General features: G+C 39.2%; 26 protein-coding genes. 11 read left to right on the forward strand and 15 right to left on the reverse strand.

Annotated elements, in window-relative coordinates:
* Positions 1-48 precede the first annotated feature (48 nt).
* Positions 49-1,437, reverse strand: coding sequence for a YjiH family protein (locus tag AAEU30_RS04725; RefSeq protein WP_421959525.1), 1,389 nt, complete (start codon positions 1,435-1,437; stop codon positions 49-51).
* 67 nt (positions 1,438-1,504) lie between these two features.
* A complete protein-coding gene (bamC, locus tag AAEU30_RS04730) occupies positions 1,505-2,566 on the reverse strand; it encodes an NlpB/DapX family lipoprotein (RefSeq protein WP_421959526.1) in 1,062 nt (353 codons plus the stop codon).
* A 346-nt stretch (positions 2,567-2,912) separates the two neighbouring features.
* On the opposite strand from bamC, the gene AAEU30_RS04735 reads away from it, so the two are divergent.
* Both AAEU30_RS04735 and bcp read left to right on the forward strand, forming a co-directional pair.
* Positions 2,913-3,446 carry a glycine cleavage system transcriptional repressor gene (locus AAEU30_RS04735; RefSeq protein WP_421959527.1) on the forward strand — a complete coding sequence of 178 codons (534 nt, stop codon included), beginning with the start codon at positions 2,913-2,915 and terminating at the stop codon, positions 3,444-3,446.
* 10 nt (positions 3,447-3,456) lie between these two features.
* Positions 3,457-3,933, forward strand: coding sequence for a thioredoxin-dependent thiol peroxidase (gene bcp / locus AAEU30_RS04740; protein ID WP_421959528.1), 477 nt, complete (start codon positions 3,457-3,459; stop codon positions 3,931-3,933).
* 42 nt (positions 3,934-3,975) lie between these two features.
* On the opposite strand, the gene AAEU30_RS04745 is transcribed toward bcp, so the two are convergent.
* Positions 3,976-4,662, reverse strand: coding sequence for a DUF3334 family protein (locus AAEU30_RS04745; protein ID WP_421959529.1), 687 nt, complete (start codon positions 4,660-4,662; stop codon positions 3,976-3,978).
* Between the two features lie 118 nt (positions 4,663-4,780).
* Here AAEU30_RS04745 and cmoA point away from each other — a divergent pair, with 118 nt between their 5' ends.
* The 5 genes from cmoA to AAEU30_RS04770 all read left to right on the forward strand — a co-directional run bounded on the left by cmoA (position 4,781) and on the right by AAEU30_RS04770 (position 9,147).
* Positions 4,781-5,506, forward strand: a complete 726-nt coding sequence (cmoA, locus tag AAEU30_RS04750; protein WP_421959530.1) for a carboxy-S-adenosyl-L-methionine synthase CmoA — start codon at positions 4,781-4,783, stop codon at positions 5,504-5,506.
* 15 nt (positions 5,507-5,521) lie between these two features.
* Positions 5,522-6,490, forward strand: a complete 969-nt coding sequence (gene cmoB, locus AAEU30_RS04755; protein WP_421959531.1) for a tRNA 5-methoxyuridine(34)/uridine 5-oxyacetic acid(34) synthase CmoB — start codon at positions 5,522-5,524, stop codon at positions 6,488-6,490.
* A gap of 209 nt (positions 6,491-6,699) precedes the next feature.
* Entirely contained in the window at positions 6,700-7,752 is a 1,053-nt protein-coding gene (purM, locus tag AAEU30_RS04760; protein WP_421959532.1) for a phosphoribosylformylglycinamidine cyclo-ligase, read from the forward strand.
* On the forward strand, positions 7,752-8,399 hold the full coding sequence (gene purN / locus AAEU30_RS04765; protein ID WP_421959533.1) for a phosphoribosylglycinamide formyltransferase: 648 nt from the start codon (positions 7,752-7,754) through the stop codon (positions 8,397-8,399). Before purM ends, purN begins: the two co-directional genes overlap by 1 nt.
* Positions 8,356-9,147, forward strand: coding sequence for a DUF3108 domain-containing protein (locus AAEU30_RS04770; protein WP_421959534.1), 792 nt, complete (start codon positions 8,356-8,358; stop codon positions 9,145-9,147). The genes purN and AAEU30_RS04770 overlap by 44 nt, the downstream gene beginning before the upstream one ends.
* A gap of 577 nt (positions 9,148-9,724) precedes the next feature.
* On the opposite strand, the gene AAEU30_RS04780 is transcribed toward AAEU30_RS04770, so the two are convergent.
* Both AAEU30_RS04780 and AAEU30_RS04785 read right to left on the reverse strand, forming a co-directional pair.
* The gene (locus tag AAEU30_RS04780; RefSeq protein ID WP_421959535.1) at positions 9,725-10,756 is read right to left on the reverse strand and encodes an RDD family protein; all 1,032 of its coding nucleotides are present in this window, start codon (positions 10,754-10,756) and stop codon (positions 9,725-9,727) included.
* Between the two features lie 31 nt (positions 10,757-10,787).
* On the reverse strand, positions 10,788-11,504 hold the full coding sequence (locus AAEU30_RS04785; protein ID WP_421959536.1) for an enoyl-CoA hydratase/isomerase family protein: 717 nt from the start codon (positions 11,502-11,504) through the stop codon (positions 10,788-10,790).
* A 192-nt stretch (positions 11,505-11,696) separates the two neighbouring features.
* Here AAEU30_RS04785 and AAEU30_RS04790 point away from each other — a divergent pair, with 192 nt between their 5' ends.
* The 3 genes from AAEU30_RS04790 to AAEU30_RS04800 all read left to right on the forward strand — a co-directional run bounded on the left by AAEU30_RS04790 (position 11,697) and on the right by AAEU30_RS04800 (position 13,579).
* Entirely contained in the window at positions 11,697-12,341 is a 645-nt protein-coding gene (locus AAEU30_RS04790) for an NAD(P)H-binding protein (RefSeq protein WP_421959537.1), read from the forward strand.
* A gap of 199 nt (positions 12,342-12,540) precedes the next feature.
* Entirely contained in the window at positions 12,541-13,125 is a 585-nt protein-coding gene (locus AAEU30_RS04795; protein WP_421959538.1) for a hypothetical protein, read from the forward strand.
* Between the two features lie 82 nt (positions 13,126-13,207).
* Complete coding sequence (locus AAEU30_RS04800) at positions 13,208-13,579, forward strand: hypothetical protein (RefSeq protein WP_421959539.1); 372 nt, start codon at positions 13,208-13,210, stop codon at positions 13,577-13,579.
* Between the two features lie 73 nt (positions 13,580-13,652).
* Here AAEU30_RS04800 and AAEU30_RS04805 read toward each other — a convergent pair whose 3' ends face one another.
* The 8 genes from AAEU30_RS04805 to AAEU30_RS04840 form a co-directional block, all read right to left on the reverse strand.
* The gene (locus tag AAEU30_RS04805) at positions 13,653-15,212 is read right to left on the reverse strand and encodes an AbgT family transporter (protein WP_421959540.1); all 1,560 of its coding nucleotides are present in this window, start codon (positions 15,210-15,212) and stop codon (positions 13,653-13,655) included.
* A 160-nt stretch (positions 15,213-15,372) separates the two neighbouring features.
* The gene (locus AAEU30_RS04810; RefSeq protein WP_256826936.1) at positions 15,373-15,648 is read right to left on the reverse strand and encodes a YfcL family protein; all 276 of its coding nucleotides are present in this window, start codon (positions 15,646-15,648) and stop codon (positions 15,373-15,375) included.
* Positions 15,649-16,791: an ATP-NAD kinase family protein gene (locus tag AAEU30_RS04815; RefSeq protein WP_421959541.1), complete on the reverse strand. Its 1,143-nt coding sequence runs from the start codon at positions 16,789-16,791 to the stop codon at positions 15,649-15,651.
* Entirely contained in the window at positions 16,781-17,335 is a 555-nt protein-coding gene (locus AAEU30_RS04820; RefSeq protein WP_421959542.1) for an elongation factor P hydroxylase, read from the reverse strand. The genes AAEU30_RS04815 and AAEU30_RS04820 overlap by 11 nt, the downstream gene beginning before the upstream one ends.
* A 294-nt stretch (positions 17,336-17,629) precedes the next feature.
* Complete coding sequence (locus tag AAEU30_RS04825; protein ID WP_421959543.1) at positions 17,630-17,932, reverse strand: hypothetical protein; 303 nt, start codon at positions 17,930-17,932, stop codon at positions 17,630-17,632.
* Between the two features lie 305 nt (positions 17,933-18,237).
* Positions 18,238-19,362, reverse strand: coding sequence for a GIY-YIG nuclease family protein (locus AAEU30_RS04830; protein ID WP_421959544.1), 1,125 nt, complete (start codon positions 19,360-19,362; stop codon positions 18,238-18,240).
* A gap of 204 nt (positions 19,363-19,566) precedes the next feature.
* Entirely contained in the window at positions 19,567-20,004 is a 438-nt protein-coding gene (locus AAEU30_RS04835) for a hypothetical protein (protein WP_182797760.1), read from the reverse strand.
* Between the two features lie 390 nt (positions 20,005-20,394).
* Complete coding sequence (locus tag AAEU30_RS04840) at positions 20,395-21,336, reverse strand: hypothetical protein (protein ID WP_421959545.1); 942 nt, start codon at positions 21,334-21,336, stop codon at positions 20,395-20,397.
* Between the two features lie 175 nt (positions 21,337-21,511).
* Here AAEU30_RS04840 and AAEU30_RS04845 point away from each other — a divergent pair.
* A protein-coding gene (locus tag AAEU30_RS04845) for an IS3 family transposase (protein WP_421959546.1) occupies positions 21,512-23,058 on the forward strand; the annotation gives its coding sequence in 2 pieces (ribosomal slippage) (positions 21,512-21,971 and positions 21,971-23,058; 1,548 coding nt in all).
* 3 nt (positions 23,059-23,061) lie between these two features.
* Here the strand turns inward: AAEU30_RS04845 and AAEU30_RS04850 are convergent.
* Entirely contained in the window at positions 23,062-23,829 is a 768-nt protein-coding gene (locus AAEU30_RS04850) for a hypothetical protein (RefSeq protein ID WP_421959547.1), read from the reverse strand.
* Between the two features lie 339 nt (positions 23,830-24,168).
* Positions 24,169-24,537 carry a DUF4112 domain-containing protein gene (locus tag AAEU30_RS04855; protein ID WP_421959548.1) on the reverse strand — a complete coding sequence of 123 codons (369 nt, stop codon included), beginning with the start codon at positions 24,535-24,537 and terminating at the stop codon, positions 24,169-24,171.
* Between the last annotated feature and the right edge of the window lie 4 nt (positions 24,538-24,541).

Genomic DNA, 24,541 nt, shown 5'->3' on the forward strand with positions numbered 1-24,541 from the left:
ATACAAAAAAGCCCTGAATAATCAGGGCTTTTTAGTTAATACTGATTACTAGCCAACTAACCAATGCGCCATTAAGGCTATTACCGGTAAGGTCACTAAAGTACGTAATATAAATACAATAAATAATTCCACGATATTTACTGGTATTTTACTGCCTAATAACAGCGCCCCTACTTCTGACATATATATCAATTGCGTTACACTCATTGCCGCAATAATAAATCGGGTAACGTTACTCTCTATTGAGCCTGCAGCTAAAATAGAGGGGATAAACATATCGGCAAAACCAACCATAATTGTTTGTGCAGCGGCTTCAGCTTCAGGTACTTGAAGAAGTTCTAAAAATGGTACAAATGGCATGCCAAGATACTGAAATATAGGCGTATACTCTGCGATAATCAGTGCAAATGTACCCACAGCCATAACAACTGGCAGTACAGCAAACACCATATCTAAGGCATTATGAATTCCCTCTTGTAACGTACCTTTAAAGCCTGGTGCTTTTTTAGCTTTTTCAAGTGCGACATCAAGAGAATGTTTAAACAAAGTTTTACCCTCAGGCACAAGCTCTGCGTTACCATCCGGTTCAGAACCATCAATATAGATATCTTTTTTAAACCTTAATGGGGGTAAACGCGGCACAATAATCGCGGCAACTACACCAGCTAAACATACGGTTAAATAGAAAGGTGCAAATAGATACTCAAGTTTTACTTGGCCTATAACAACCAAACAAAACGTAATAGATACAGCCGAGAACGTAGTTCCGATGATAGCGGCTTCACGTTGAGTGTAATATTTATCTTCATATTGGCGTGCCGTCATCAAAATACCTACACTGCCGTCGCCTAACCAAGAGGCTACACAATTTACAGCGCTTCTTCCTGGTACGCCAAATAGAGGTCTCATGACTTTAGTTAATAAGGTACCTGCCAGCTCAAGTAAGCCAAAGTTTAATAACAACGGCAGTAACAGACCTGCTAAAATAAAAACAGAGAATAAAACAGGCAATAAATCCTTTAATACTAACAACCCTGTATTTTCAGAGCTAATGGCATGCGGCCCCACTTGAAAATATGTAAGCAACACAAACACCATGCCAAATAAACGGGTTACTAACCAAATCCAACTGACATTAAATAAATGATTAAGTAAATGGAGTTTCGTTAAGCTTTTTGGTTTAAATAAACTAAAAATCAGGGACATAACACCTGTTATGCAAATAATAACTGCGATTATTTCTAATGCAATTTCACTAAATGACGCTTGTATAGCTTTGGCCATTACCGCGATAGGTATTGTCATGATCTCCCCTGAAGGTACAGGGGTCATAAACAAAAACACACCAATTAACGAAGGAATTAAAAAGGTTAACCAAACTTTTAAATCATAACTTGGCGCGACTGATTTAGGTGCTGGCGAATTAAACTGAGACATATTTTCAACCTGTAGAAACCACAAAAAGAGCCAAAGCTCTTTTTGTGGTGATATTTTTATTGTTTACTTAAATTTTTATACCGCGTTGACGCAACGCATTTTCTAATGCTTGTTGTAAGTCATTCATAGTGCCCGGCTCTAAGGTTGTCCCCTCATCATCCATCCAGGTTAAACTTGTGCCACCCTCTTTTGTTCGGCTCACAAGGATTTGATACTGACCGTCTTCAATCGGTAATTCAGCTAAATCTTCACCCCAAATTGAATCCCAAACACTTGATTCAGGTTTATTATAATCAGCAGTGATCAAACCACGTTCTTGATCAATTTCAACAATCGTAAATGATAAACGCTCCAAAAAGCCTGAGAAACGGTCAAATACTGCAAAGTAATCTTGTTCGGTAACTAATGCCGCATTACCTTTATTATCAAAACCCATTTCAAGTGAGATAATGCCTTGATTTTTACGCATTTCAACTTCAAGCTGGCGGTAGCGATAATCAAACTCACCAATAATCTGGTTTAAAGCTCGCACTTCTAACTGCTGTTGTAATAACGGCGTTAATTCTTCGCTCTTGCTTTTATAATCCACTAGCTTAGAGGTTAAAGATGCCGTGCGTTGGTGTGACTTTTCTTCAATACTAAATATAAAGCGCTGTTGTGAAACTTCAGTTTCACTATCCCACAACCAACCTTCCTCAGGTTGTATTATTGCGTACCAACCAGTTTCAACGTTGCCTAATAATTTATCTTGCTTTACCGGTTTTGTTTGATGCTCAGCCAAAACAGCCTGAATAGAATCCCAAATAAACTCATCTAAATCGACAATACCGTCATTTTTATCAAAATAAACACGCGCTTGTTTATCACCTTCTTCAACCCAGCTACCTTTTGCAATCGTCAGCACCTGTGCTGGTGGACGATAATTAGTCGAATCTGGGTTGTTATCGTACTCTGCCACTTCCATTTTATAAGTGGGATCTTGCGCAGGTTGCGCTAATTGGCCTGGTACCTGTACAGGCTCACCGGCTTTATAGTTACGCTTATGATGCGCCTCGTCAGTAAAAACGCCACACCCTGATAAACTAACCAATACGCCTACAGTCAGCGCTTTTGGGATCCAATACTGCACAGATAATTCTCCTTAGCATACCCTTAATTGTTTTAACAAATATATGAGTGGGTTATGCCGATTTGGTTCAGTGTAAAATCAAGATTAACTTTACATTTCTTATTTTTATGCAAACTCAATAAAACTGGTGGCTATCATTAAACTACCAGTGGTTATGCAAAATTTTAACTATGGTACTTTCCCATGCCACTAAAAACAAGAAACACTGTGCTTTAAATAGTAGCTTAATGCAGATGTATTGTAGTTTAGCGCTAAATTTGTGCTAAACTTCGCCGCCGTGCATGTGTATTTGCCGGCAGAGCTCACTCTGGCTGTTATTACTAATATAACCTAGGTACTTGAATTCATGACTGCTTTTTCAAATCATCAAATCGTTTTAACTGCTATTGGCGAAGACCGCCCTGGTATCGTCAGCGAATTAACGCAATTAGTGAGTGACTGCCACTGCAATATTATTGATAGCCGTATAGCTATTTTAGGCAGCGAGTTTACATTTATCATGCTGTTAGCAGGTGATATGTCTGCGATAAGCCGCATTGAGCATACCTTGCCCGTTAAGGGAATGGAACTTGGTTTACTTACCATGATGAAGCGCACAGCCAGTCATACGCAAAGTGAATTTTGTGCAGGTTACACCTTAGAGTACACAGGCATAGATACTCCTGGTACGCTCAGTAAAGTAACGCGGTTTTTTGCTGACAGCCAAATAAGTATTTGCTCATTAAAATCAGATACGTATGGTGAAGATGAGCAAACAAAAATGCGTTGCGAACTAGAGTTTAACATTCCGGTAGATGTAAATATCGATGAATTTAAAATTGATTTTGAAGCACTCTCTCGTACACTCGATGTAGATTATATTTTTAGACGTATTCGCTAAGGAGCAAAATATGAACGTGATTAGCCCATTACAAGCCGGTGATACCGCACCTGCTTTTAGCTTACAAAACCAAGATGGTGAAACAATCCAACTTGCTGACCTACTTAAAGAGAAACAAGTATTAGTGTATTTTTACCCTAAAGCATCCACTCCAGGGTGCACCGTTCAAGCTGAAAACTTACGTGATGAAAAAGCAGAGCTTGCTAAATTAAATACTCGAGTGGTAGGAATTAGCCCTGATCCTGTTAAGCGTTTAAAAAACTTTGAAACCAAAAAAGAATTAAATTTTGATCTGTTATCAGATGAAGACCACGCTATTGCTGAAGCATTTGGTGTATGGGGTTACAAGAAATTCATGGGCAAAGAATACGATGGCATCCATCGCTTAAGTTTCTTAATTGGCCAGGATGGTAAAGTCAAACACTTGTTTGATAAGTTTAAAACCAAAGACCATCATCAAGTTGTTTTAGATTTTCTAAAAGACTAGACTAAAAAACCCCGATTTTATCGGGGTTTTAACACTAAATATTTACAGTCCTAACTCCGCCATAAAATCATCATCTGCATCGCCTGCTGCATCCGCTTTGGCTGCTTGCTCTTTTGCCGCTTTTTGTTTTGCTTCATTTTCAATGATGTCATCAGGGTCTACAGCTTCACTAATATCAAAATCATGCAATTTAATGAACTCAGTTTTATCCATTGCTAATTCTAGATAGAATATATTTTGCTTACTTGTGGTAAAGGTTACACGTCGTGCCTGTGGTCTATCCATTGTGGTATCAACAGAAATTTGCACTTGTTTATTGATTGCCATCATTTTCGGTTGATTTTGTGTAATAGACGTATGTAACTGCTCGCGCACTTTTGAAGTAAAGTCGCCCACTATTTGGTTCATTAACTCACCAAGTACATTTGATACATCGTCTGACAAATGGCTGTGTGCAATTTCTTCTTCCGGCATACCCATACTACGCATATAGTCTTGGTAAATTTCCATTGCTGCTTGCGAAGTGAAGTTAGTGATTACCAACCCTGTAAACCCACCATCAAATAAAACAAAGCAACCAATATCAGGTCGCATACATGTACGGGTTATTTTTTGTACCATCGCTGAATAGCTTATGCTGTTGCCACTAGCCGATGACAGTACCCCGGTAACTGAATGACAAAGAGTAGATAAAATATCCTCAGTGCTGATCACTTTACTTTTGCTCATTAAAACGTCTCATTTTATACTTGTTATTGATTATTCTAGCCAAGCTACTGAAATTATCACTGACTATCCAGTATAAAATGCTAAAATAACCTTATTATTTTTCAAAGAGACTGTTTGTGTGACTGTAAAAGACAGTATTTATGCCACAGAGCAAGCGGTTAAAGATTTTAGCTTTGACCAAAACGTAGTAGAAGTTTTCCCAGATATGATTCAGCGCTCGGTGCCAGGATACGCAACGATCGTTAGTACAATGGGTAAACTCGCTGGAGAATATGCGCAAAGTAACTCTAACTTATATGACTTAGGTTGCTCATTAGGTGCGGTTACTTTGAGTATGCGACGAAATATTCGTACCGATAACTGCCATATTATCGCAGTTGATAACTCAGAAGCCATGGTTGAGCGTTGTAAGCTACATTTACAAGGTTTTCGCTCTGAAGTACCAGTCACTGTAACCCTTGGCGATATTAACGACCTTAATATTGAAAATGCGTCAGTCGTTGCGATGAACTTTACTCTTCAGTTTATACCGCCGGCACAACGTCACGCCGTACTTGAAAAAATTTACGCTAACTTAAAACCCGGTGGTGTGTTGCTACTAAGTGAAAAAGTAAAAGGCGAAAACGAGCAATGCGATAATTTACTGATTGATTTACATCATGATTTTAAACGTCACAATGGCTATTCAGAACTAGAAATAAGCCAAAAACGTACAGCTATCGAAAATGTAATGCGACCAGATACATTAAGCGAGCATTACTCTCGCCTAAAAGAGATTGGCTTTAGTCAAACTCAAGTGTGGTACCAATGTTTTAACTTTTGCTCATTAGTTGCAATAAAGTAATTTAGGAAATATTTAATGTCTTCATGGTTTAACCAGTTTTACGCTGCAATTGCACAAACACCTCTTAGCCACTGGCTTGAAACACTGCCGAGTCAATTAAAGCATTGGCAGAATGAAGCCAGCCATGGTGACTTACCTAAATGGCAAAAAGTATTAAAAAACTTACCACAAGTTCACACTAAGCACGTAAATATCACCGATAAAGTAGAAATCGGCGCAGCAGGTGAAATGAGCGAAGGTGAGCAAAAGCAAACTACACACCTGCTCAAGCGTATGATGCCATGGCGTAAAGGCCCCTTTAGTGTGCATGGAATTGAAATTGACACCGAATGGCGCAGTGATTGGAAGTGGGACAGGCTATTACCCCATATTGAGCCCCTTAAAGGCCGCACAGTGCTAGATATTGGCTGTGGCTCTGGTTATCACTTGTGGCGAATGCGCGGTGAAGGTGCTGAATTTGTTGTTGGTATCGACCCATCTGATTTGTTTTTGTGTCAGTTTCAAGCCATTAAGCATTTCAACCCTGATGAAAACGTGCATTTACTTCCACTCGGTGTTGAAGCACTGCCAGAATTAAAAGCATTTGATACGGTTTTTTCGATGGGCGTACTTTATCACCGTCGTTCACCAATTGATTTTTTAGCACAATTAAAAGCGCAACTTCGCCCTGGTGGTGAGCTCGTTCTTGAGACACTCGTCATCGAAGGTGATGAAAACACCGTGCTCGTGCCAACCGACCGTTACGCAAAAATGCGAAATGTATGGTTTATTCCAAGTACCGCTGCATTGAAGCTATGGATGGAACGCATCGGTTTTAAAGATGTGCAAGTTAAAGACTGTGCAATCACCACACTTGAAGAACAACGTAAATCAGATTGGATGGAAAACGAATCACTGATCGACTTTTTAGACCCTAATGACACAAGCAAAACCATTGAAGGGTATCCTGCACCACTGCGGGCAATTTTAACGGCTAAAGCCTAACAACAGTTTAAAAATACGAGTTCAATGGTGAAAGTCTATAGACTCATAACTTTCACCTTGCCACTTGAAACTTTACTTATGCGGACAACTGTCCTTGTCATTATAGCTAAACTTATATTTGAACTAGCCGCGCACCAGCAATTGTTGTAAAATACGCGCGTTTCTAAGCATACACATGCAAAACCATGCAACTTTTTTGAGGAAAACCTGTGAGCGAACAAAAACAGTCTCTAAGTTATAAAGACGCGGGCGTAGATATCGATGCCGGTAACGCACTTGTTGAGCGTATTAAAGGCGTAGTAAAAAAAACCCGTCGTCCTGAAGTTATGGGCGGAATTGGTGGTTTTGGCGCACTTTGCGAAATCCCTGAGGGTTACAAGCAACCAGTTTTAGTTGCAGGCACTGATGGTGTAGGTACTAAATTACGTTTAGCTATCGACCTGAAAAAACACGATACCGTGGGCATCGACTTAGTTGCTATGTGTGTAAATGACCTTATCGTTCAAGGTGCTGAACCATTATTCTTCTTAGATTACTATGCAACAGGTAAGCTTGATGTTGATACTGCTGCTGATGTGGTCACTGGTATTGGCAAAGGCTGTGAGCTTTCTGGTTGTGCTTTAATCGGTGGTGAAACTGCTGAAATGCCAGGCATGTATGAAGGCGAAGATTACGACATGGCTGGTTTTTGTACTGGTGTAGTTGAAAAAGCAAACATCATCGACGGTACTAAAGTGGCAGCTGGCGATCAACTAATCGCACTTGCATCAAGTGGTCCTCATTCAAATGGTTTCTCATTAATTCGTAAAGTGCTTGAAGTATCAAACGCTGATACTAACGCTGAGTTTGAAGGTAAAACACTGGGCGAAACACTGCTTGAACCTACACGTATCTACGTTAAACAGTTACTAGAACTGTTCAAACAAGTAGATGTTCATGCTCTTTCTCATATCACCGGTGGTGGCTTTTGGGAAAATATCCCACGTGTGTTACCTGAATCTGCAAAAGCAGTTGTAAAAGGTGATAGCTGGCAATGGCCTGGTATCTTCAACTGGTTACAAGAAAACGGTAATATCACGACTCATGAAATGTACCGCACATTTAACTGTGGTGTAGGCATGGTTTTAGTGGTTCCTGCCGACAAACTTGAGCAAAGCTTAAGCATTTTAAAAGAGCTTGGCGAAAATGCATGGCACCTTGGTGAAATCCAAGATGCTAAAGCAGGCGAAGAACAAGTAGAAATCCTAGGCGGCCGTGATTAATGGCCCCTTCTCGTCTAGTAGTCTTAATTTCAGGTAGTGGCTCTAACTTACAAGCCATTATTGATGCCTGTAATAATGGCGAGATAAACGCAAACATAGCGGCTGTCATTAGTAATAAAGCAAACGCTTATGGCCTTGAGCGAGCAAAACAAGCTGGCATTGCAACCGCAGTGCTCAGCCATAAAGATTTTGACTCGCGCGAAGCCTATGATGCAAAATTAATGGACGTTATTGACTCTTTTACACCAAATCTAGTTGTATTAGCTGGTTTTATGCGTATTCTTACTCCTAGCTTAGTGCAAAAATTTAAAGGAAAAATGTTGAACATTCATCCTTCTTTGTTGCCTAAGTATCAGGGTCTGAATACCCACCAAAGAGCAATAGATGCAAAAGACGACGTTCATGGCGTGAGTGTGCACTTTGTCACTGAAGAATTAGACGGCGGTCCCGTTATTCTTCAAGCCAAAGTTCCGGTGTTAGCTGATGATACAGCTGACACACTAGCAAAACGTGTGCATGCGCAAGAACATATAATCTATCCTTTGGTGGTCAAATGGTTCAGTGAACAACGACTTACGATGGAAGCAGATTATGCAGTTCTTGATGAAAAACAACTCCCAGTACACGGCGCAGACTACCCACAATAAAAAATTAAGTGCCCTACTTTTGTGTGCGGGCACTTTACTTCCTACCAGTTTATTCGCGGGCGAACTTACTCAATTCGAAGCCAACTATGACATTTTGCGCAAAGGTGAAAATCACGGTCAGGGTATACGAACTTTAAAAAAACTTGCTGATGATAATTACCAAGTGAGTTACCACAGTGATATTGAGTGGATGATCTTCTCTGATTCTCGTAAAGAGACGTCTAATTTCACTTTTAGCAACAATAAAGTATCTCCTGTAGATTACAGTATGATCCGTACAGGCACAGGGCCTGATAAAGAATACACCCTAGCGTTTAACGATGCAGAAAAACTCGTCAACAGCAGCGAAAGTAAATACCCTATTGAATGTCAATGGAGTGATGAATTTCAGGACTCTATTTCATATCAAGTGCAAGTCCGCGAAGATCTAAAAAAAGGTAAAACCAACTTATCGTACCCGTTAGTGGATAAAAAAGGTAACTGCCGTGACTATAACTTCGAAGTCGTTGGCACTGAAATGATTTCACTGCCTATAGGTAATATTGAAGCGATAAAAGTAAAACGCCTGTACGACAATGACAAACGCCAAGCATTAGCCTGGTTTGCGCCAGAAATGAACTATATGTTAGTTAGAATGTGGAAAGGTGAAAAAGGTGTAGAACAATTTGAAGTGCAGATGAAATCTTTCACCGTGACCAGCCCTGTGGCGATACCAAAAGACATAAATAGCAAAATAGCACCAGAGTAACTTGGGTCTGGTATATCAAGCTAATGTTCAAAAACCTGTGCCATTTCATTAAATTGATAATAAAGGAATGGCGCATTACAAATACATTTTTTAAGCCGTTTAAATAATCTGCTCAACCTTTGATTTTTTAGCTACCACAGAAGTTTAAACACCCTTAAAGTGGCAAATGTGCCATAGGTCTCGTCCGCAAAACAGCACTATTTTATCATTTTCTTTATGCTAGAGTTTACGTTCAGTTTGACTACAACGTTCAACATCCACTGATAATTTATTACAGCAAAATGACCATAAATATGAGCTAACTTTAGGCCTTTTATAGCTATCGCTTTTGTGGCACTCTATTTTCTGTACTCACTATTTCGTAAATAGCTTCTCAAAAAGTAGCTCTGCTTTTAAGACTTCTTCGGTCAGTACGACTGATTTAGCTTTACCAATAGGATTATCTATTAAACCCTAAGGTTGCACTGTATTGTTCAATAAAAGCGCTTTTGCCATAAATGGCGACCTGCAATTTATAGCCGAATGCCGTAGTTTGAGTAAGCCAGAGCTAAAATATTTATTAAAGCAGACTTTTAATTTATTCCTTAATCGCCTTTTCTATCGTTTCAGGAGTGGCGGACTGATTCAGACTCCCTTTTATAACAACTGTCGCTGATATTTTATCTTGAATGGCTTGACGGTTTGGGTCCCAGTAGACTTGTATGAACCCCAATAAACCGGTAGCAAAGCCTGCACCATAGCCACCGTAACGGCCAAAGCAGTCAAGTAAACCTAACTGCTCGCCATTCAAAGCTACAACACGAATATTACACACCTTTTTACCCGGCGTTTGCCCTTTCCATAAAAGAGAAAACAAAGTGAAATAAATCGCTGCCCAGCCAAAGCCTAGACCTAAATCCTCTATAATCCCTATACCCCACTTTAAAATACTATGCGATGTTGCTGAGTTTGACTGTGGCTCTATAGATTCAATTTTCTCTAATCGTTGTTCATCGTGCGATTGCTGGCTAGCCTCAATTATCAAGTGCAGCAGCCCTTTTGCCATATTAATATATTCAATCTCGTTAACTTCACTGAGCTCATTTAGTTCAGTGAGTTTTGGTACTTGAGAGACTAAACTAGCCAGCTCAGTTGTCTGACATGCTTGATCACACAACTGCGTATCTGAGGTTTGTTTTAAATACGTACTAACAGCCTGCTTTTCTTCTGAATTTAATATTATATCTTGCTGAGTACTTACGCTTTCAGCCACCGTGTCACCATCAAAGTAATCAATTGCTACTGACAATAAATAAAGCGAGCTGAAAAATAACAAACTAGCAGCCGTTAATTTTAATACTCGCCGCCATAGCGAGTTCATTTTAGGTAAGTGTTTTTGCGCAGTCCCTTTATAAAAAGCCACTGCAGCTACGAATGCAATTAAAGCAGCGCTGAGCTTTGCCGCAAGAAAGATTAACATAACATCGATAATCATCGCTGCCGCTCGTCTTGTTGGCGAGGCCAGCGATAATCCTAATAATGCTTCATCTATTTTAAATGCATAAGGTGTAATGACTTCCTTGGTTTCAGAGCGTGTTAAATTTAACTCTTCGATCTGTTCAGCCTTCATAACGTTCTTATCCTTGAGTAATTATTAGCAGCTAAACCATTAGCGCAAGTTTATCAATAAACGGTTTATTCTGTTCATCTATAATTTGAATTATTTCTTTATGTAAACGCTTTTTATGTTCAGCAAAAATAGTCCGCTTTTTGTCAAATGTACTGGCAAACTCCATCACATCGGAAAGTAAAGTATCGTTATCTTTTGAAGCCTTTTCAATTACGTGATCATTTGCTAAGTCAGCAGCAGGCACACGACGTCCGGTTAATTTCATTTCATTAAAACGGTAATAAGGTATCGCTTTTTTTACAAAGGCTATCATTCCCGGTAAGAATGGGATTGATAAATCAACTTCTGGGAAGCAAAAGAACCCACGATCTGCTCGCATAAACCTAAAATCACAGGCGCATGATAAAATCGCCCCATTACCAAAAGCATGACCATTAATCGCCGCAATCACTGGCATCGGGAACAGTAATAAAGTTTTAAAAACCTCGTCCATATCGTACATAAAGCCACGTATTTCATCCGCTTTATTCGCTTTCATTGCAGGCATGAGCCAATCTGTATCGATACCTAGACTCCAGCTCTTTTCATCACTTGACGTAATAACTAAGGCTTTATGATTTTCGTTTTCAAGCACTTCACTTAATAGCGTCTTCAAAGTAGCGGCGAAAGTGGGGTTTTGGCGATTTTCGCCGTTGGTAAATGTAATCACTGCCACGCTCTCATGCGTAGATAACGTCATAATACTCATAGTCATACCTTTTGATTTTTATTGTGTGATTAGATTGCCCCTTTAACTTTACATAACATTACAGGCGCTTATTGTTAATAATGCCATGGTTAATGTTTAAGTTACTAGGACTAAAGGTGTCGAATTGATTGTCTAAAGCATAAATATTGATCACAATGCTCACTCTATAGTTTAACGCAGTGGTAATTACATATGAATAAAACGGCAATTGTTATCGGTGCTACGGGATTAATAGGTAGCCATTTAGTTGAGCAGTTAATTAGCGCAGCCCATATCACTCAAGTAATTACACTTACTCGCCGCCCTATTAGTTATAACAGTGATAAAGTCATTAATTATGTGGTGGACTTTGCACAATTAGAGCAACACTCAAATTTATTTAAAGCTGATATTTTATTTTCATGCTTAGGCACTACGAAGAAAGCCGCAGGCTCAATTGATGCACAGCGAAGAGTAGACCTTAATTACCAACTCCATGCAGCTCAACTTGCTGCAAAGAGTGGTGTTGAACACTATTTATTAGTGTCGTCTAGCGGTGCGAATACTAACAGTCGCAGTGCGTATTTAAAAATGAAAGGAGAGCTAGAGCAAGCGGTAACCCAGCTTAACTTTAAACAGATTAGCATTATTCAGCCATCGTTATTACTTGGCGAGCGAGATGATGATTTTAGGCTTGGCGAAAAACTGGGAAGTATATTGTTACCTGTTTTATGTAGGCTTCCCGGCCTTAAAAAATTTAGGCCAATAAGTGGCAAACAAGTCGCTATAAAAATGTGCAACATAAGTGCCCAACCAGCTCAGGGGCTAAAATATTATAAACTGGATGAGTTATTTTAAAACAGTTTGACCAACCCAATATGCAACTGACCATTATGATCACACTTCAAACTTGTGCCCTAAATCTATTGCTTACATCATTATCGTTATGTAATGGGTTGTAATGTTTAATCGACATTTTATCAACTATAACGTTTGTTGAGTAAGGAATGCTTCCTTATTTGTACTTTGCTTCACAAACCTTAAATGGAGATTTATTATGTCAAATACACTTACCATACTACCAAACCCAAAAACTCTCGCTGTAGCGAGCACAAGCCCTTCTAACACAGCAGCACTTGCTGCGGGTGGTGCAGAAACATGGCAAATTTCAGAAAAAAAAGGGACTATTTCAGGTGTTGGCGTTACTGTATCAGGCGCGGGAGCCTGGGCTAAAATGTCTGGTTCTTTTGATTTCTCGATTGTAAATCTAGAAAGCTCTAGCACATATCAAAAAATGGTTTCTGAATATAGTATATCAGGTGGTGTTAGCGGCTTTTGGGGATGGCTTGGCTTCGGTGCAAATGCAGAAACGCACAAACAAGACATCAAAGAAACAATGCAAGAACTTAGTCAGCAACAAAAAGTAAATGGCTCTGTGGATGTTGATCTTATGGTCACTGGTTTGATCCCAGGCTTTGAGGTAAGTGCCTCGGCGTATATTCTGGTACTTCAAATCCAAAGCTCATCTGGTGCCACATATAATATTGCTTCATCAACAAGCCCATCAACAGATGTTGGGGCACAAGATCAAAACCAGCAAAACCTACCTACATCAGATAATAATTCAACTATTAGCCTATAAAAATCAATTTAAGATCACCACTACAACTTTGCATTGGTGATCTTTTAATTATAACTATCCTATTATTATTAAAGGAAATACCATGAGGCCTATTACCCTCGCACTTCTTTTATTGCTTACTTCTGCTGTTAGAGCTGACTCATCTGTAATATCTGCAATAAATGATAATTTAAGCTCAACAGTATGGACGGATAATTTTAAAATAAGTGTAGCTTTCACTGACACCAGCTATGAAATACAAGAGACGAGTGTTACCCCCTCCCCTTTTGTGATCAATAGAAGAAACGAGCTCATTTTCTCTACTTTTACTCGTTTGAAAAAACAAAAAGAAATTGTCATAAAAGATATTACTGGCGACGGTTTACCAGACATACGTATAACTAATATGCTAGATAAAAATGGGGAAGTTTTATCTTCATCTACTGAAAAAATTGTAATTACCTATGAAAAATAATTTAATTCAGTTTCATAGGTAATCGTTCAGAAAAAGTCTCATTAGTTAATGAGTCTAATTACATAACCTTGTGCTACGGCGTTACAGCTGGATAAACGTAGCTGGCATCAAGACCTAGCGGGATACCAAGTGCCCAATAACCGAGTAAAAACAAACTCCAACCAATCATAAAGGCAATTGAGTACGGCAACATCATTGCAATCAAGGTGCCGATACCTGTGCCTTTAACATACTTCTGACAGTACACTACCACAAGCGGGAAGTAAGGCATTAACGGTGTAATAATGTTTGAGCTTGAATCCCCAACACGATATGCAGCTTGGGTTAAATCTGGCGAAATACCTAACTGCATCAACATAGGCACAAATACAGGCCCAAGTAACGCCCATTTGGCCGAGCTTGAACCTACAAACAAGTTAACAAACCCTGTTAAGAAGATTATTCCTACGACGGTTACTGCGCTAGGTAATTCCATCGCCTTTAACAGTTGTGCCCCTTCAATAGCTAATAGCGCCCCCAAATTTGATTTACTAAATGCAGCAATAAACAGCGAGCAGAAAAATGCCATTACAATATAATAAGCCATACCACTCATTGCTTTGCTCATCGCATCAATCATATCTTTAGAGCTTTTAAAGGTACCAACCGTGAAGCCATATACTGCACCGGGTATCCAAAACAATAAGAAAATCAGCGGTACAATTGACTGCATTAAAGGTGATCTAAAGTTTGTGAGCGAGCCATCTGCACTGCGCATCGCTGAATCTGCTGGCGCAGAAACATAGGCAAGCAAAGCCAGACCTGCAATCATTACGCTACTTGCGATAAAAAACGCGCGCTTTTCGTCACTACGAGCATCTTCAAACGCCGGTAAATCTTCGGTTTCACCATCGACAGCAGTATTTTTTAACCGTGGCTCAATAATTTTATCAGTGATATACCAGCCTAATAAAACGATAAATAAGCTCGATGCAGAGGTAAATGCCCAGTTATTTAATGGGTTAATCGACATAGTCGGGTTAATTATTTGCGCCGCACTTTGGGTAAAACTCTGTAATAATGGGTCGATGCCTGAAGGAATAAAGTTAGCACCAAAGCCGCCACTTACACCAGCGAATGCCGCAGCAATACCCGCAAGTGGATGACGTCCAGCCGCATAAAAAATAACCCCAGCGAGTGGAATAACTAACACATACCCAGCATCAGTTGCTGTATGGCTAACAATAGCGACTAAAATAATAGAAGGTGTAAGCAGCTGTTTAGGCGTTACTTTTAACATGAGCTTTAAGCCCGTATTAATAAAGCCAGAGTGCTCAGCAACCCCTACACCTAACATAGCAACTAAAACCACGCCCAAAGGTGCAAAACCGGTAAAAGTTTTTACCATTGAAGACAAAAAGGTAGCGAGTGAATCACTGGCTAACATGTTATTGATTATAATAGCTTCGCCAGTACGTGGGTCGATTGCATCAAAATTAACGCCCGAAAACCACCACGACAAAAACCAAATAAGTAACATCGCAAATAAAAATATAATTGCGGGGTCAGGTAGTTTGTTTCCTACCCTTTCTACAAAGTTTAAAAATCGTGCAACTAGCCCGCTCGGCATCGTCGCATCATTATTGTTGTTCATTTCGCTTGTTCCTTAGAATTTTAACCAGCATACATTACCGTAAATGCTGCGTTAGGTAAATTTTAAGTAAACAATAAAGCTATTAATTAGGAACAAACATTTGTAGCGCACAAAAAAACGGCCATACAGCCGTTTTTATTTGTACAACAATAAATCACATTTAAGCGAGTGCTTTTACTTCTTCCCAAATACGTACTACAAGTGCTTTATCATCTTCGTTTAGTTCACCATTGCGATAAGCTTTAACTAAGCTTTTTTCAACCGTTTCATTGAGCTCTGACACTTCTAAATTAAGCTCTTCAACTTGCGCATACCCAACAGCTAAATCAAAATGACCACGTAGATAACCACCTGCAAAAAGCTCATCATCAGTGGCTTTTATTACTAAATCGTCAAAATATTGCTGCGCTGCATCAATGTAACTTACTAAACTCATTTAATTCTCCTGTGCTTGCAGGGTGTCTTGGTGACCCACAGCATACATAACATGGTCGTTAAATCCGGTTGTAACCCGCATATAACCGCTTAATTCATCATCTAGTTCGCTATCGCCGGTATCAGCAATGAGCGGCCGGCCATTTAAGGCCTGTAATTTTGTTTTGGTTGCCACAACGATAATATTGTCTTTACCGATAGCACGGATAAGTGCAGGGCTTAATTGTTGATTACCCCGACCAAATATATGCCCTTGCCCGCCGATCAAAGTGATCACCAACTTTGTTGGCACACCTTTGGTTAAATCAATTAATTGTTGAGCGGTTAAATCTTGTTCTATAAGGGTTTGATCTTGTACTAAATCAACACCTAATAAAGTGTTATTTAGACCCATTTCTTCCATAACGGCCTCAACGGTTGAGCCACTGCCCATAATGTACTGAGTATCTTCTTCCATTTCTGACACAACATAGGCTGCTATATCAGCCAGTACTAATTCGTCGGTTTCTTTTCCGCCATTTTTAACTGCTTGTACATAACGTACTTCACTCGGTACTTGCATTTCACCATAGCGTTTTGCTTTTACTGTTCCTTGGCGAAAAGCATCTTCATCAATATCCATTACATCTGCATCTGCTAATGTAACGAGCTCGCCTTTGACCAGCATTTCGACAACGCGACCTGCCGCTTTAGGGGTAATGGCATAAACACCTGAATGAATTTTACAGCCAGCAGGAATACCAAGCACTGGTACGCTATCATCCACCGCATGACAAATATTACGTGCAGTGCCATCGCCACCAGCAAATAAAATTAAATCAACACCGAGTTGTTGCAATGCTTTGGCAGCCTGCTCTGTGTCATCACTCGTTGTAGCACACTCACTACGATAAATAACTTGTGTGGCAAAACCTAACGCCTTCGCTGTGTTTTCACCCATGGCGTCATTAACTGTGAATATTGTTAATTGCTCTTTATAGGGTAATAATACCTCAAGAGCAGCTTTAGTGCGTAAGTTGGCTTTAGGCTCAGCACCGAGCGCTAAGGCTTTGGCAGTAGTAGCTACGCCATCGCTGCCCTTTAGTGCAACACTGCCACCTAAACCCGCCACAGGGTTTACAATTAAGCCTAATTTAAACTGCATTCTTTAGCTCCTTTGGGTGCTGCCATGTAAACTGCGCGTTATTCATCGGCCACGGTGTTTTATAAAATTCACTTATGGCCTTCAGTAATTTATTCGTGCGCACATTAAAGCCATTACTCAATAAATTTAAAAGGTGTTGATGGACGCGCGCTTGAAAGTCAAATCGGCAAGTTTGTTCACCATTTAAATTATCAACCGACACTTTAAAATCAAAACCGGCGGCAACACTGAGCGCCCACTCGATGGCTTGAGGCTTAATTTCTACACTTTCAAACTCAGCTTGCTGCGCTTTATCGCGGCCATCAGGGCAATACCAATAACCGTAATCTTCTAATAATCGTCGTTTTTCACCGGCTACTAGCCAATGGGCAATCTCATGCAGTGCACTGGCATAAAAACCATGGGCAAAAATAATTTGATGATAGGGAGTTTGCTTATTTGCTGGGATATAAATAGGCTCATGCTCACCTTTTACTAAGCGCGTATTATGGCTTTGATAAAACGTTGACTCAAAAATAGATATTAGATCGGCTATTTGGTGCATAAGGTTTAATAATTCGCCTCAGTAAACAGGAATAAGTACTCGCTAAAAACGAGGCGAATTGTACGGGCTTTTAAAGGGAAAGTAAAAAAGCGATACGCATAGACTAAAGTGAATAAGTCTTAACTTAATCTGTCAGGTTTGACTTTTAGATTTTGATCAAATCTGACAGTCGCATATGTGCCATGAGCAGACATTGGTAACTTCCAAAAATGGGCGCAGACATACACTAGAAAATGGCGAGACCGCATGCGTATTTATGTACCAGCCGCCTTGGCGGGCGACATAATTTGTTTGTTATGTTTCATGCTTCAATAACCCACCGTATTTATCCAGATAGTGGTCATAAGTAACGAAGTGTCTTTGCCTGCTTAAATAGTGAGGATATCGTTCATAATGCCAACGGCAAAATGTTAAAAAATTATCAATATCTTCACCTAATTGGTTCGCTAACTCTTCTAATTGATAGGTGGCCTTCATTAATTCAACACACTGAGATTCGGAAGCTCCATTTGCGTCATAAAGTACCCCAGCGGGCAGTTCGTGGAGCGTATAGTCCAAATATTGGTATAGCTTGTTGAATTCTTCGTGCTTACTCATGCCTATCCGATAACATCTTTATCAGAGGACACTTGCCCTATTTAGGGTTAGTATGTCCTTGTCTTATTAACATATATTAATAGCAAATAGTGTAAGTTATTACCAGTTATAAATATTATGCTTGATGTAGCTTATTTAAATATGTGGAAAGGGGTAAGTTTCCTCTTATAGTTACTAAGTTAAGGACGACTCACCTGAATGTCTGCTTCACGCTTAATAGCTGCCTGTCAGGCAACAGCCTAATAGGATTCATCGAAACTGTAAGCTTAAATATGAGCTACTACATTCAATCAGCTGAAAACACTCTACTCGACTCGAGTGTACGTTTTGTCTTTAAGTACACGTTTAACCTGAACGACGTTTTTCGCACCGATTCGGTCACAAATTTCTTCAGCAGGGTATTCTTTACCAAGTTTGCGTATCGCTTGAACCTGCTCAGCAAATAATCTACCATCGCGTCCACAGATCTGTGCAACAGCCCACTCGTTGTCGCGCCACTTCTCTGCCACCCAAGGTGCGGGGAGACCTTTTCTCGGATGATGCTTAAGCCATCCACTGAGAATTACACTCCTATCATCTGGCATTGGAATAGCAGAGTTTTGAAGCAATCCATTCTCACGAAGGTACAACAAACCAGATTTTCCACCAGGGATCATATTTAAACGTCGTTCATCGTCCCAATGCCCTTCAATCAGGAATTCCTCAGCCTCATACAGTTCCTCAAGATTATCAGTGATGCCCATTACTTTGTGATGTAAATACGTAACCTTCCCGGACTTAGTTTCTTCTCGAAACTTCCGATGAAACAATAGATGACTTCCACTTTTGATTGCACGTTTATGTTCAGCCCATCGTTTCTGCCAGCTTCGGGTTGTCACCCCAACGTAAAAATATCCATCATTAGGGTATGAACCACCATTGCCAAAAATATGTTGGTATAAAACATACGATTTTTTTGGAAAATATTTTGGTGTTAGTAGGAAATGAGCAGGTATTGAAAAAACTAGACTTGGCTGTTTAATCAGGGCTTCATCTATTGTAATCAAACCACGCCTTGCCGCCTCAAGAAATAATGGGTCGGTTACCAACTCTACTTGAATTATTGGAGGAATTGTTTTCTCATCACTTTCAAGCTCCTTCCCCGACAGATACTTTGTCTCTCTTACGACTGTCCGATGATCTGGCTTTAACATTTTTAGTGGAGCAATAAATCCAGGTATGTTTTTCATAAAGGTCATATGGATCACAGGAATTACCTGACCCGGTTTAAGTCTAAATATCCCCTCTGGATTTCGCGCCACCTTAAACCACTCTTTGCCGTAAGGTTGGGATTGTATGAAATGCTTCAAAAGAGCTTCGACCTCTCTGAGACGAGAAATTAATGGCTTTGGAGCCAAATGTTCCCACCATAATTTGTTCAATTTCAGCATATTTTCTACCTATCTCGGACTATCATTGAACCAGTAAACAGCTTACTGAACTCCATGATGGTGGCTAATAATGGTATTGTAAAAAATTAGGGTCCAACTCATCAAAACAGGACTTAGTTTAACTTTATCAGCGTTCGATTATCGCTCTAAGCTGAAGTACACTTAGAGGAAGAAGCGGTCGTTAGTAACGTTCTGTTATGTTTTTTACTTTATGCGCTGTACTTTGGCCGATGTGCCCGCGACATGCATAACATTACCACCACCTGGGTTATAAATGAGAACTTCAGGTCGGTGAGCATATTTATACTTATATTTATAGTGAGATTGTTGCCAGACCTGTCCATTTTGCAACTGATAAGATGTGTCTCCTTCCCAACCTTTGAAATCTCCATTTATTCTACTTTTAATGACACCTTCTATTTGACGAATCGAGACAATTTCGTTTTGACCATCGACCTGAAGATAAAGCCTGCCATTACGCCGAAGAATATGCACCAGAGGACAATAAGAATAGTAATACCAGTACTTATATTCATCTTGAACCCAGCATGTCCCATCCATTAATTGAAATAAAACCTCGTCATCAAAACCTTCAAATTCCCCATCAACTTGAGAAGAATGTACAATCTCATACCCTTGCATGATATCTCCTTAAAAAACATGATAAGCCTGTAGAATTACTCGCTTTAAATTTGTTTGTTATTGACATATTAACCATAGCCGAGTTCCTATTTTGATTCAATCGGGTACTTCGATTATACGTAAAATATAAAAAGGATTTGCTGTTGCTCTCATTGGCGTTTTGGAAGGGATTACAGTGCTTTCGTGGCTTATTTGGTAATCCCACCGAAAATTAACATTGCGCTAGGCAATAACTACTTAGCTTCACAAGGTTTAGTGTCATTGAAAGATATTTGGATCAATATTCATTACGGGAGGTGAACCGCCCATTGCACTCCTTGTTAATAAAAAGCGCATGATGGGTGGTGTGGGGGCTGGAGGTTAGAGACCTCCGGCCACCCGATTATATTTTTAATCTTCTATTCCAATTATATGGAATTCGGCCCCCGAAGATCGTATGGCGTTCTCTGCGCTAACTAATAGTACATCTAATTGCTTTTTACTATTTGAATTACTGGTACTCTCATAGGTTTTCTTCCTTGTATGAGGTTGAACAATAATCACTCTAGTTCTTGATTTACTTACACCGTGGATATTAGCAAGTTCATTTATAAAGTCTTCCGCCTTGGCGGGTTTTCCATTAAACCAACACTCTTTACTCGCAGAGTTATCTAATCTTTCCTGTAGATCAACAGTCAGGTTTTTACGCATACAGTATCTTAAATTTTTAACACCTTGGTTCAATACTACGTCATGAGCACCAACTGATATACGCCGTTTATTCGAATCAGATTTTGCAGCTTTGACATGTATTAAAGAAATCAGATTTTCTCCTTTATATTTTGTTAAGTGTATAAAATCTGCTTTCTCTCCTGCACCATCGTCACAATAAAGCCAACCTGTAGGAGTTTCTGTTGTATTAAATGTTGATGGATCTAACCAATCGCCATTCCAGCGATTTTTAACCCAGCAAAATAATGACTTTTCTTTACCTATTTTGTTTAATTCAGGTTTGATTGGTGATTTACCTGGCTTCTCTTTTTTTAAATTATAATCTTCAAAGTCAGCCCATAGGAATTGGCCATAAGTTACGTCTTGATAACCTGTTTTGAAGATCATTCCGTTAATAATCGCATGTCCCGATTCAAACCAACATTTAATAATTTCTGGATATTTTATTATTTTAATATATTCGTTGAACTGGGCTTTTTTGATAGGATTCTGAGATTTTATGTTAAATGTAACTTGGTAGTCATTAATTAAAGGCTCAAGAGTTACATCACCAACTTTTGTGCCCAAGTGATATATGTCTAATAATATATCTGTACCATTAAAACTAGGCTGTAATTCCACTGAGTAATCATATTGAAGTTTTCTTAATAAATCTTTTCTATGCTGTCCATCTTCTTCTGGGAAAAACTCATAATCAATAAGTGAAAAATCATATGGCTCATTTAAATCATCGCAACTAGGTATCCCCCTGTGTCAGGATAGTTGTCGCCTCTAACTTTTAATAGAGGCAGATGAAATGAGACGTCGATTTACTCAAGAATTTAAAGTTCAAGCTGTTGAAAAAGCATTATCTCAATGTGATGATGTTCGTCTAGAAGATATTGCTGATGATTTAGGCGTCGGCTATTCAACGCTACAGCGATGGATAGCACTTGCTAAAAACCATGAACTTGAAACTAAAAATAACGGTAGTCACATGACAACAGAAAAACGCCCTCATGACTGGAGCTTAGAAGACAGGCTCAACGCCATTATTGAATGTGCGAGTTTAGATGAAGCAGCTCTTAATGAATATTGTCGTGCCAAAGGACTTTACCCGCATCATATTCAACAATGGAAGCAAGATTTTGCTAAAGGGCCAGCAACGAAGCCTGTAAAATCAGACAGCAAGCAGCTCAAACAAGAAATTAAGCAGCTTCAAAAAGAGCTTAATCGTAAAGATAAAGCATTAGCAGAAACAGCCGCTTTACTTGTACTCAAAAAAAAAGCAGATGCGCTTTGGGGTTTCAACGAGGACGATTAACCAGCTCAACTGAACGTCATGAATTGATAAAGCTCATTACAGACGCGCAGAAATCAGGAGCAAGGCAAGCAAAAGCATGTGAGTTACTTGGTTTAACAACAAGAACAATCCAACGCTGGATTGAAGCTGAAGATATGATAGATAAGCGGACAAGTACGATAAAACGACCACCTAATAAGTTAACTGAATTAGAGCAACAGCGTATAATTAAGACGGTTAATTCAATAGAGTACGGGCATTTACCACCCTGCAAGATAGTCCCTAAACTATTGGATAAAGGTATGTGGATAGCATCAGAAAGTTCGTTTTATCGCGTTATGAAATCACATAACTTACTAACACACAAAGAAAAAGTAAAACCAAATAAAAAGATAAAAAAGCCAAAAGCGCTCAAGGCAACACGTGCAAACGAAATTTATACATGGGATATCACGTATTTGCCGACAGCAGTTAAAGGTCAGTTTTTATACTTATATTTAGTGATGGATATTTATAGTCGAAAAATAGTTGGTTGGCAGGTTCATGACACACAACTAAGCACACTGGCGGCTGATTTAATGGTAGATATTTGCAGGCGAGAGCAGGTAAAACCTGAGCAAGTCACGTTGCACTCTGATAATGGCAGTCCAATGAAAGGAGCAACGTTATTAGCGACATTGCAGGAGTTAGGGATTGTGCCTTCATTTAGCCGACCATCTGTGAGTAACGATAATCCGTATTCTGAGTCATTATTTAAAACATTAAAGTATCGCCCAGAATACCCTGAAAAAGCCTTCGAAGATATCGCGAGCGCAAGGAAATGGGTTAACGGATTTGTAGATTGGTACAACGATGAACATTTACATAGCGGTATTAAGTTTGTCACGCCAAATCAGCGTCATTTAGGTTTAGATAAAGCGATCCTAGCGGAACGTCATCGGGTTAATGAAATAGCGAAATTAAAGAATCCAAGTCGTTGGTCAGGAAAGTCTCGAAATTGGACAATGATCAATGAAGTAAATTTGAATCCAGAGAAAAAAGAGGAAGTGCGGGCGGCATAAAATTTAACTTGATGCGACAACTAACTTGAAAAACTCCGGTATGGGATAAGAAAGTATACTAATAGGGTCTGAAGTTTGTTTTGCGTTAGAGCTTAATAAATCTAATATTTCTATAACTCTGTTTTCAAAAGTTTGCCAATCTTTACAAGGCCCTCTCCAGATAGAGGACTTAAAAGGGTTGATTCCTATAGTTGTCTTAGCATTATTTAATGCTTCAGTTCTAACTGCTGACATCATGTATGATTGATCAATTAATGGATCTAAAGTATCAGCGACACTTTCTCCACCTAGAACTTTCGAATCGGCCTTAAAGTTACTCTTACCATGTATACCTGTTAACCAAAGCATTTTTATCTTGTCTTCGTTTATGAAGTTACCGTTAAGATGATTTATTGAGACAGGTTTAACATTCGGTAAGGACTTAGAATTAAAGTATTCTCTTATTTCATCTTTCTTTCCTTGCTCAGAGAAGTAGAAACCATAATAATTATTTACGTTAAAGGAGACAAAAACATGATGTTCAACATCGAGTGCTTCATGTCCTTTTAACCAACTAGGAGACTTCAATAACCTATAAGGCGTAAAGGTTACTTCCGCTATTTCTCCTATGAACTCTTTTTTTGAATCAGAAATAACTATTTCATTTGATGACTCATCTTTAAGGATTTTTATTATGTTTGGATGAATATCACAAGGCTGCTTTTGGTCGGACTTAACTCCCATCAATATAGAGAGATAAGGTGCAATATTCTCTTTTTCCAACTCAATCATTAGATACAACTCCATTTGTGACAAAAATATAACAGCTTAGTGAACACCGTTTTGGTGGTTTATAACACACCAAAACAGTGTATATTACATCCCCTAATAATTTCACCAATAATTACCTTTGTAAACAAGTAATTAAAATAGCTAGGAATTAAGCTTGTTATCTCGCACAAAACGGCGGTTATTAATGTTATCGGACAAAATTAGATTTCTACTCAAAGCACAGGAATAAATTTAACTTTTTCAATGACCGGTTATCGCTCATAGCTGTCTGTCAGATGAAGTCTAAACCTGTTCACTTAATCTGTAAGCTCAAATATGAGCTAGTACCAAGTTACAAATTTATAAATCTTCTTTCTTACTTCGCTCATCAAGATAGCGCTTTAACAACTTAGTATTTCGCGTATTTGCTTTAAAAAACGCATCAAAAATATCGCCAAAAAACGGGATTAACCCACCAAAAAAATCAATGAGCATATTTAAAATGATACGAGACTTTACTCGCCAACCAACGCCAAGCCGCTGCGCCTCAAAAAGTACGTAACTTGAAAGTATTAGTCCGGCAGCATCTCCAACGCCGGGAATAACTCCAATCAGCGCCTCAACTCCAAATTTAAATCGAGTAAAAGGAATACCTATACTGCTGTCGGTAAACCGGCTGAATCTTTCTAAGCGTTTTAACGTTGCTTGGTGCTCTATGTTGTTCTTCATTATA

It is taken from the genome of Pseudoalteromonas mucoides, from assembly GCF_049257175.1.
Classification (GTDB): Bacteria; Pseudomonadota; Gammaproteobacteria; order Enterobacterales; family Alteromonadaceae; genus Pseudoalteromonas.

Coding starts and splice junctions, on each gene's coding strand:
- cmoB (WP_421959531.1), top strand. CDS start 5,522: ATGTCTTCATGGTTTAACCAGTTTTACGCTGCAATTGCACAAACACCT.
- AAEU30_RS04810 (WP_256826936.1), bottom strand. CDS start 15,648: ATGAGTTTAGTAAGTTACATTGATGCAGCGCAGCAATATTTTGACGAT.
- AAEU30_RS04785 (WP_421959536.1), bottom strand. CDS start 11,504: ATGAGTATTATGACGTTATCTACGCATGAGAGCGTGGCAGTGATTACA.
- bcp (WP_421959528.1), top strand. CDS start 3,457: ATGAACGTGATTAGCCCATTACAAGCCGGTGATACCGCACCTGCTTTT.
- AAEU30_RS04795 (WP_421959538.1), top strand. CDS start 12,541: ATGTCAAATACACTTACCATACTACCAAACCCAAAAACTCTCGCTGTA.
- AAEU30_RS04835 (WP_182797760.1), bottom strand. CDS start 20,004: ATGCAAGGGTATGAGATTGTACATTCTTCTCAAGTTGATGGGGAATTT.
- AAEU30_RS04745 (WP_421959529.1), bottom strand. CDS start 4,662: ATGAGCAAAAGTAAAGTGATCAGCACTGAGGATATTTTATCTACTCTT.
- AAEU30_RS04825 (WP_421959543.1), bottom strand. CDS start 17,932: ATGAGTAAGCACGAAGAATTCAACAAGCTATACCAATATTTGGACTAT.
- AAEU30_RS04820 (WP_421959542.1), bottom strand. CDS start 17,335: ATGCACCAAATAGCCGATCTAATATCTATTTTTGAGTCAACGTTTTAT.
- AAEU30_RS04805 (WP_421959540.1), bottom strand. CDS start 15,212: ATGAACAACAATAATGATGCGACGATGCCGAGCGGGCTAGTTGCACGA.
- AAEU30_RS04855 (WP_421959548.1), bottom strand. CDS start 24,537: ATGAAGAACAACATAGAGCACCAAGCAACGTTAAAACGCTTAGAAAGA.
- AAEU30_RS04770 (WP_421959534.1), top strand. CDS start 8,356: ATGAAAAACAACTCCCAGTACACGGCGCAGACTACCCACAATAAAAAA.
- AAEU30_RS04800 (WP_421959539.1), top strand. CDS start 13,208: ATGAGGCCTATTACCCTCGCACTTCTTTTATTGCTTACTTCTGCTGTT.
- AAEU30_RS04850 (WP_421959547.1), bottom strand. CDS start 23,829: ATGATTGAGTTGGAAAAAGAGAATATTGCACCTTATCTCTCTATATTG.
- AAEU30_RS04790 (WP_421959537.1), top strand. CDS start 11,697: ATGAATAAAACGGCAATTGTTATCGGTGCTACGGGATTAATAGGTAGC.
- AAEU30_RS04815 (WP_421959541.1), bottom strand. CDS start 16,791: ATGCAGTTTAAATTAGGCTTAATTGTAAACCCTGTGGCGGGTTTAGGT.
- AAEU30_RS04830 (WP_421959544.1), bottom strand. CDS start 19,362: ATGCTGAAATTGAACAAATTATGGTGGGAACATTTGGCTCCAAAGCCA.
- AAEU30_RS04725 (WP_421959525.1), bottom strand. CDS start 1,437: ATGTCTCAGTTTAATTCGCCAGCACCTAAATCAGTCGCGCCAAGTTAT.
- AAEU30_RS04780 (WP_421959535.1), bottom strand. CDS start 10,756: ATGAAGGCTGAACAGATCGAAGAGTTAAATTTAACACGCTCTGAAACC.
- purN (WP_421959533.1), top strand. CDS start 7,752: ATGGCCCCTTCTCGTCTAGTAGTCTTAATTTCAGGTAGTGGCTCTAAC.
- AAEU30_RS04735 (WP_421959527.1), top strand. CDS start 2,913: ATGACTGCTTTTTCAAATCATCAAATCGTTTTAACTGCTATTGGCGAA.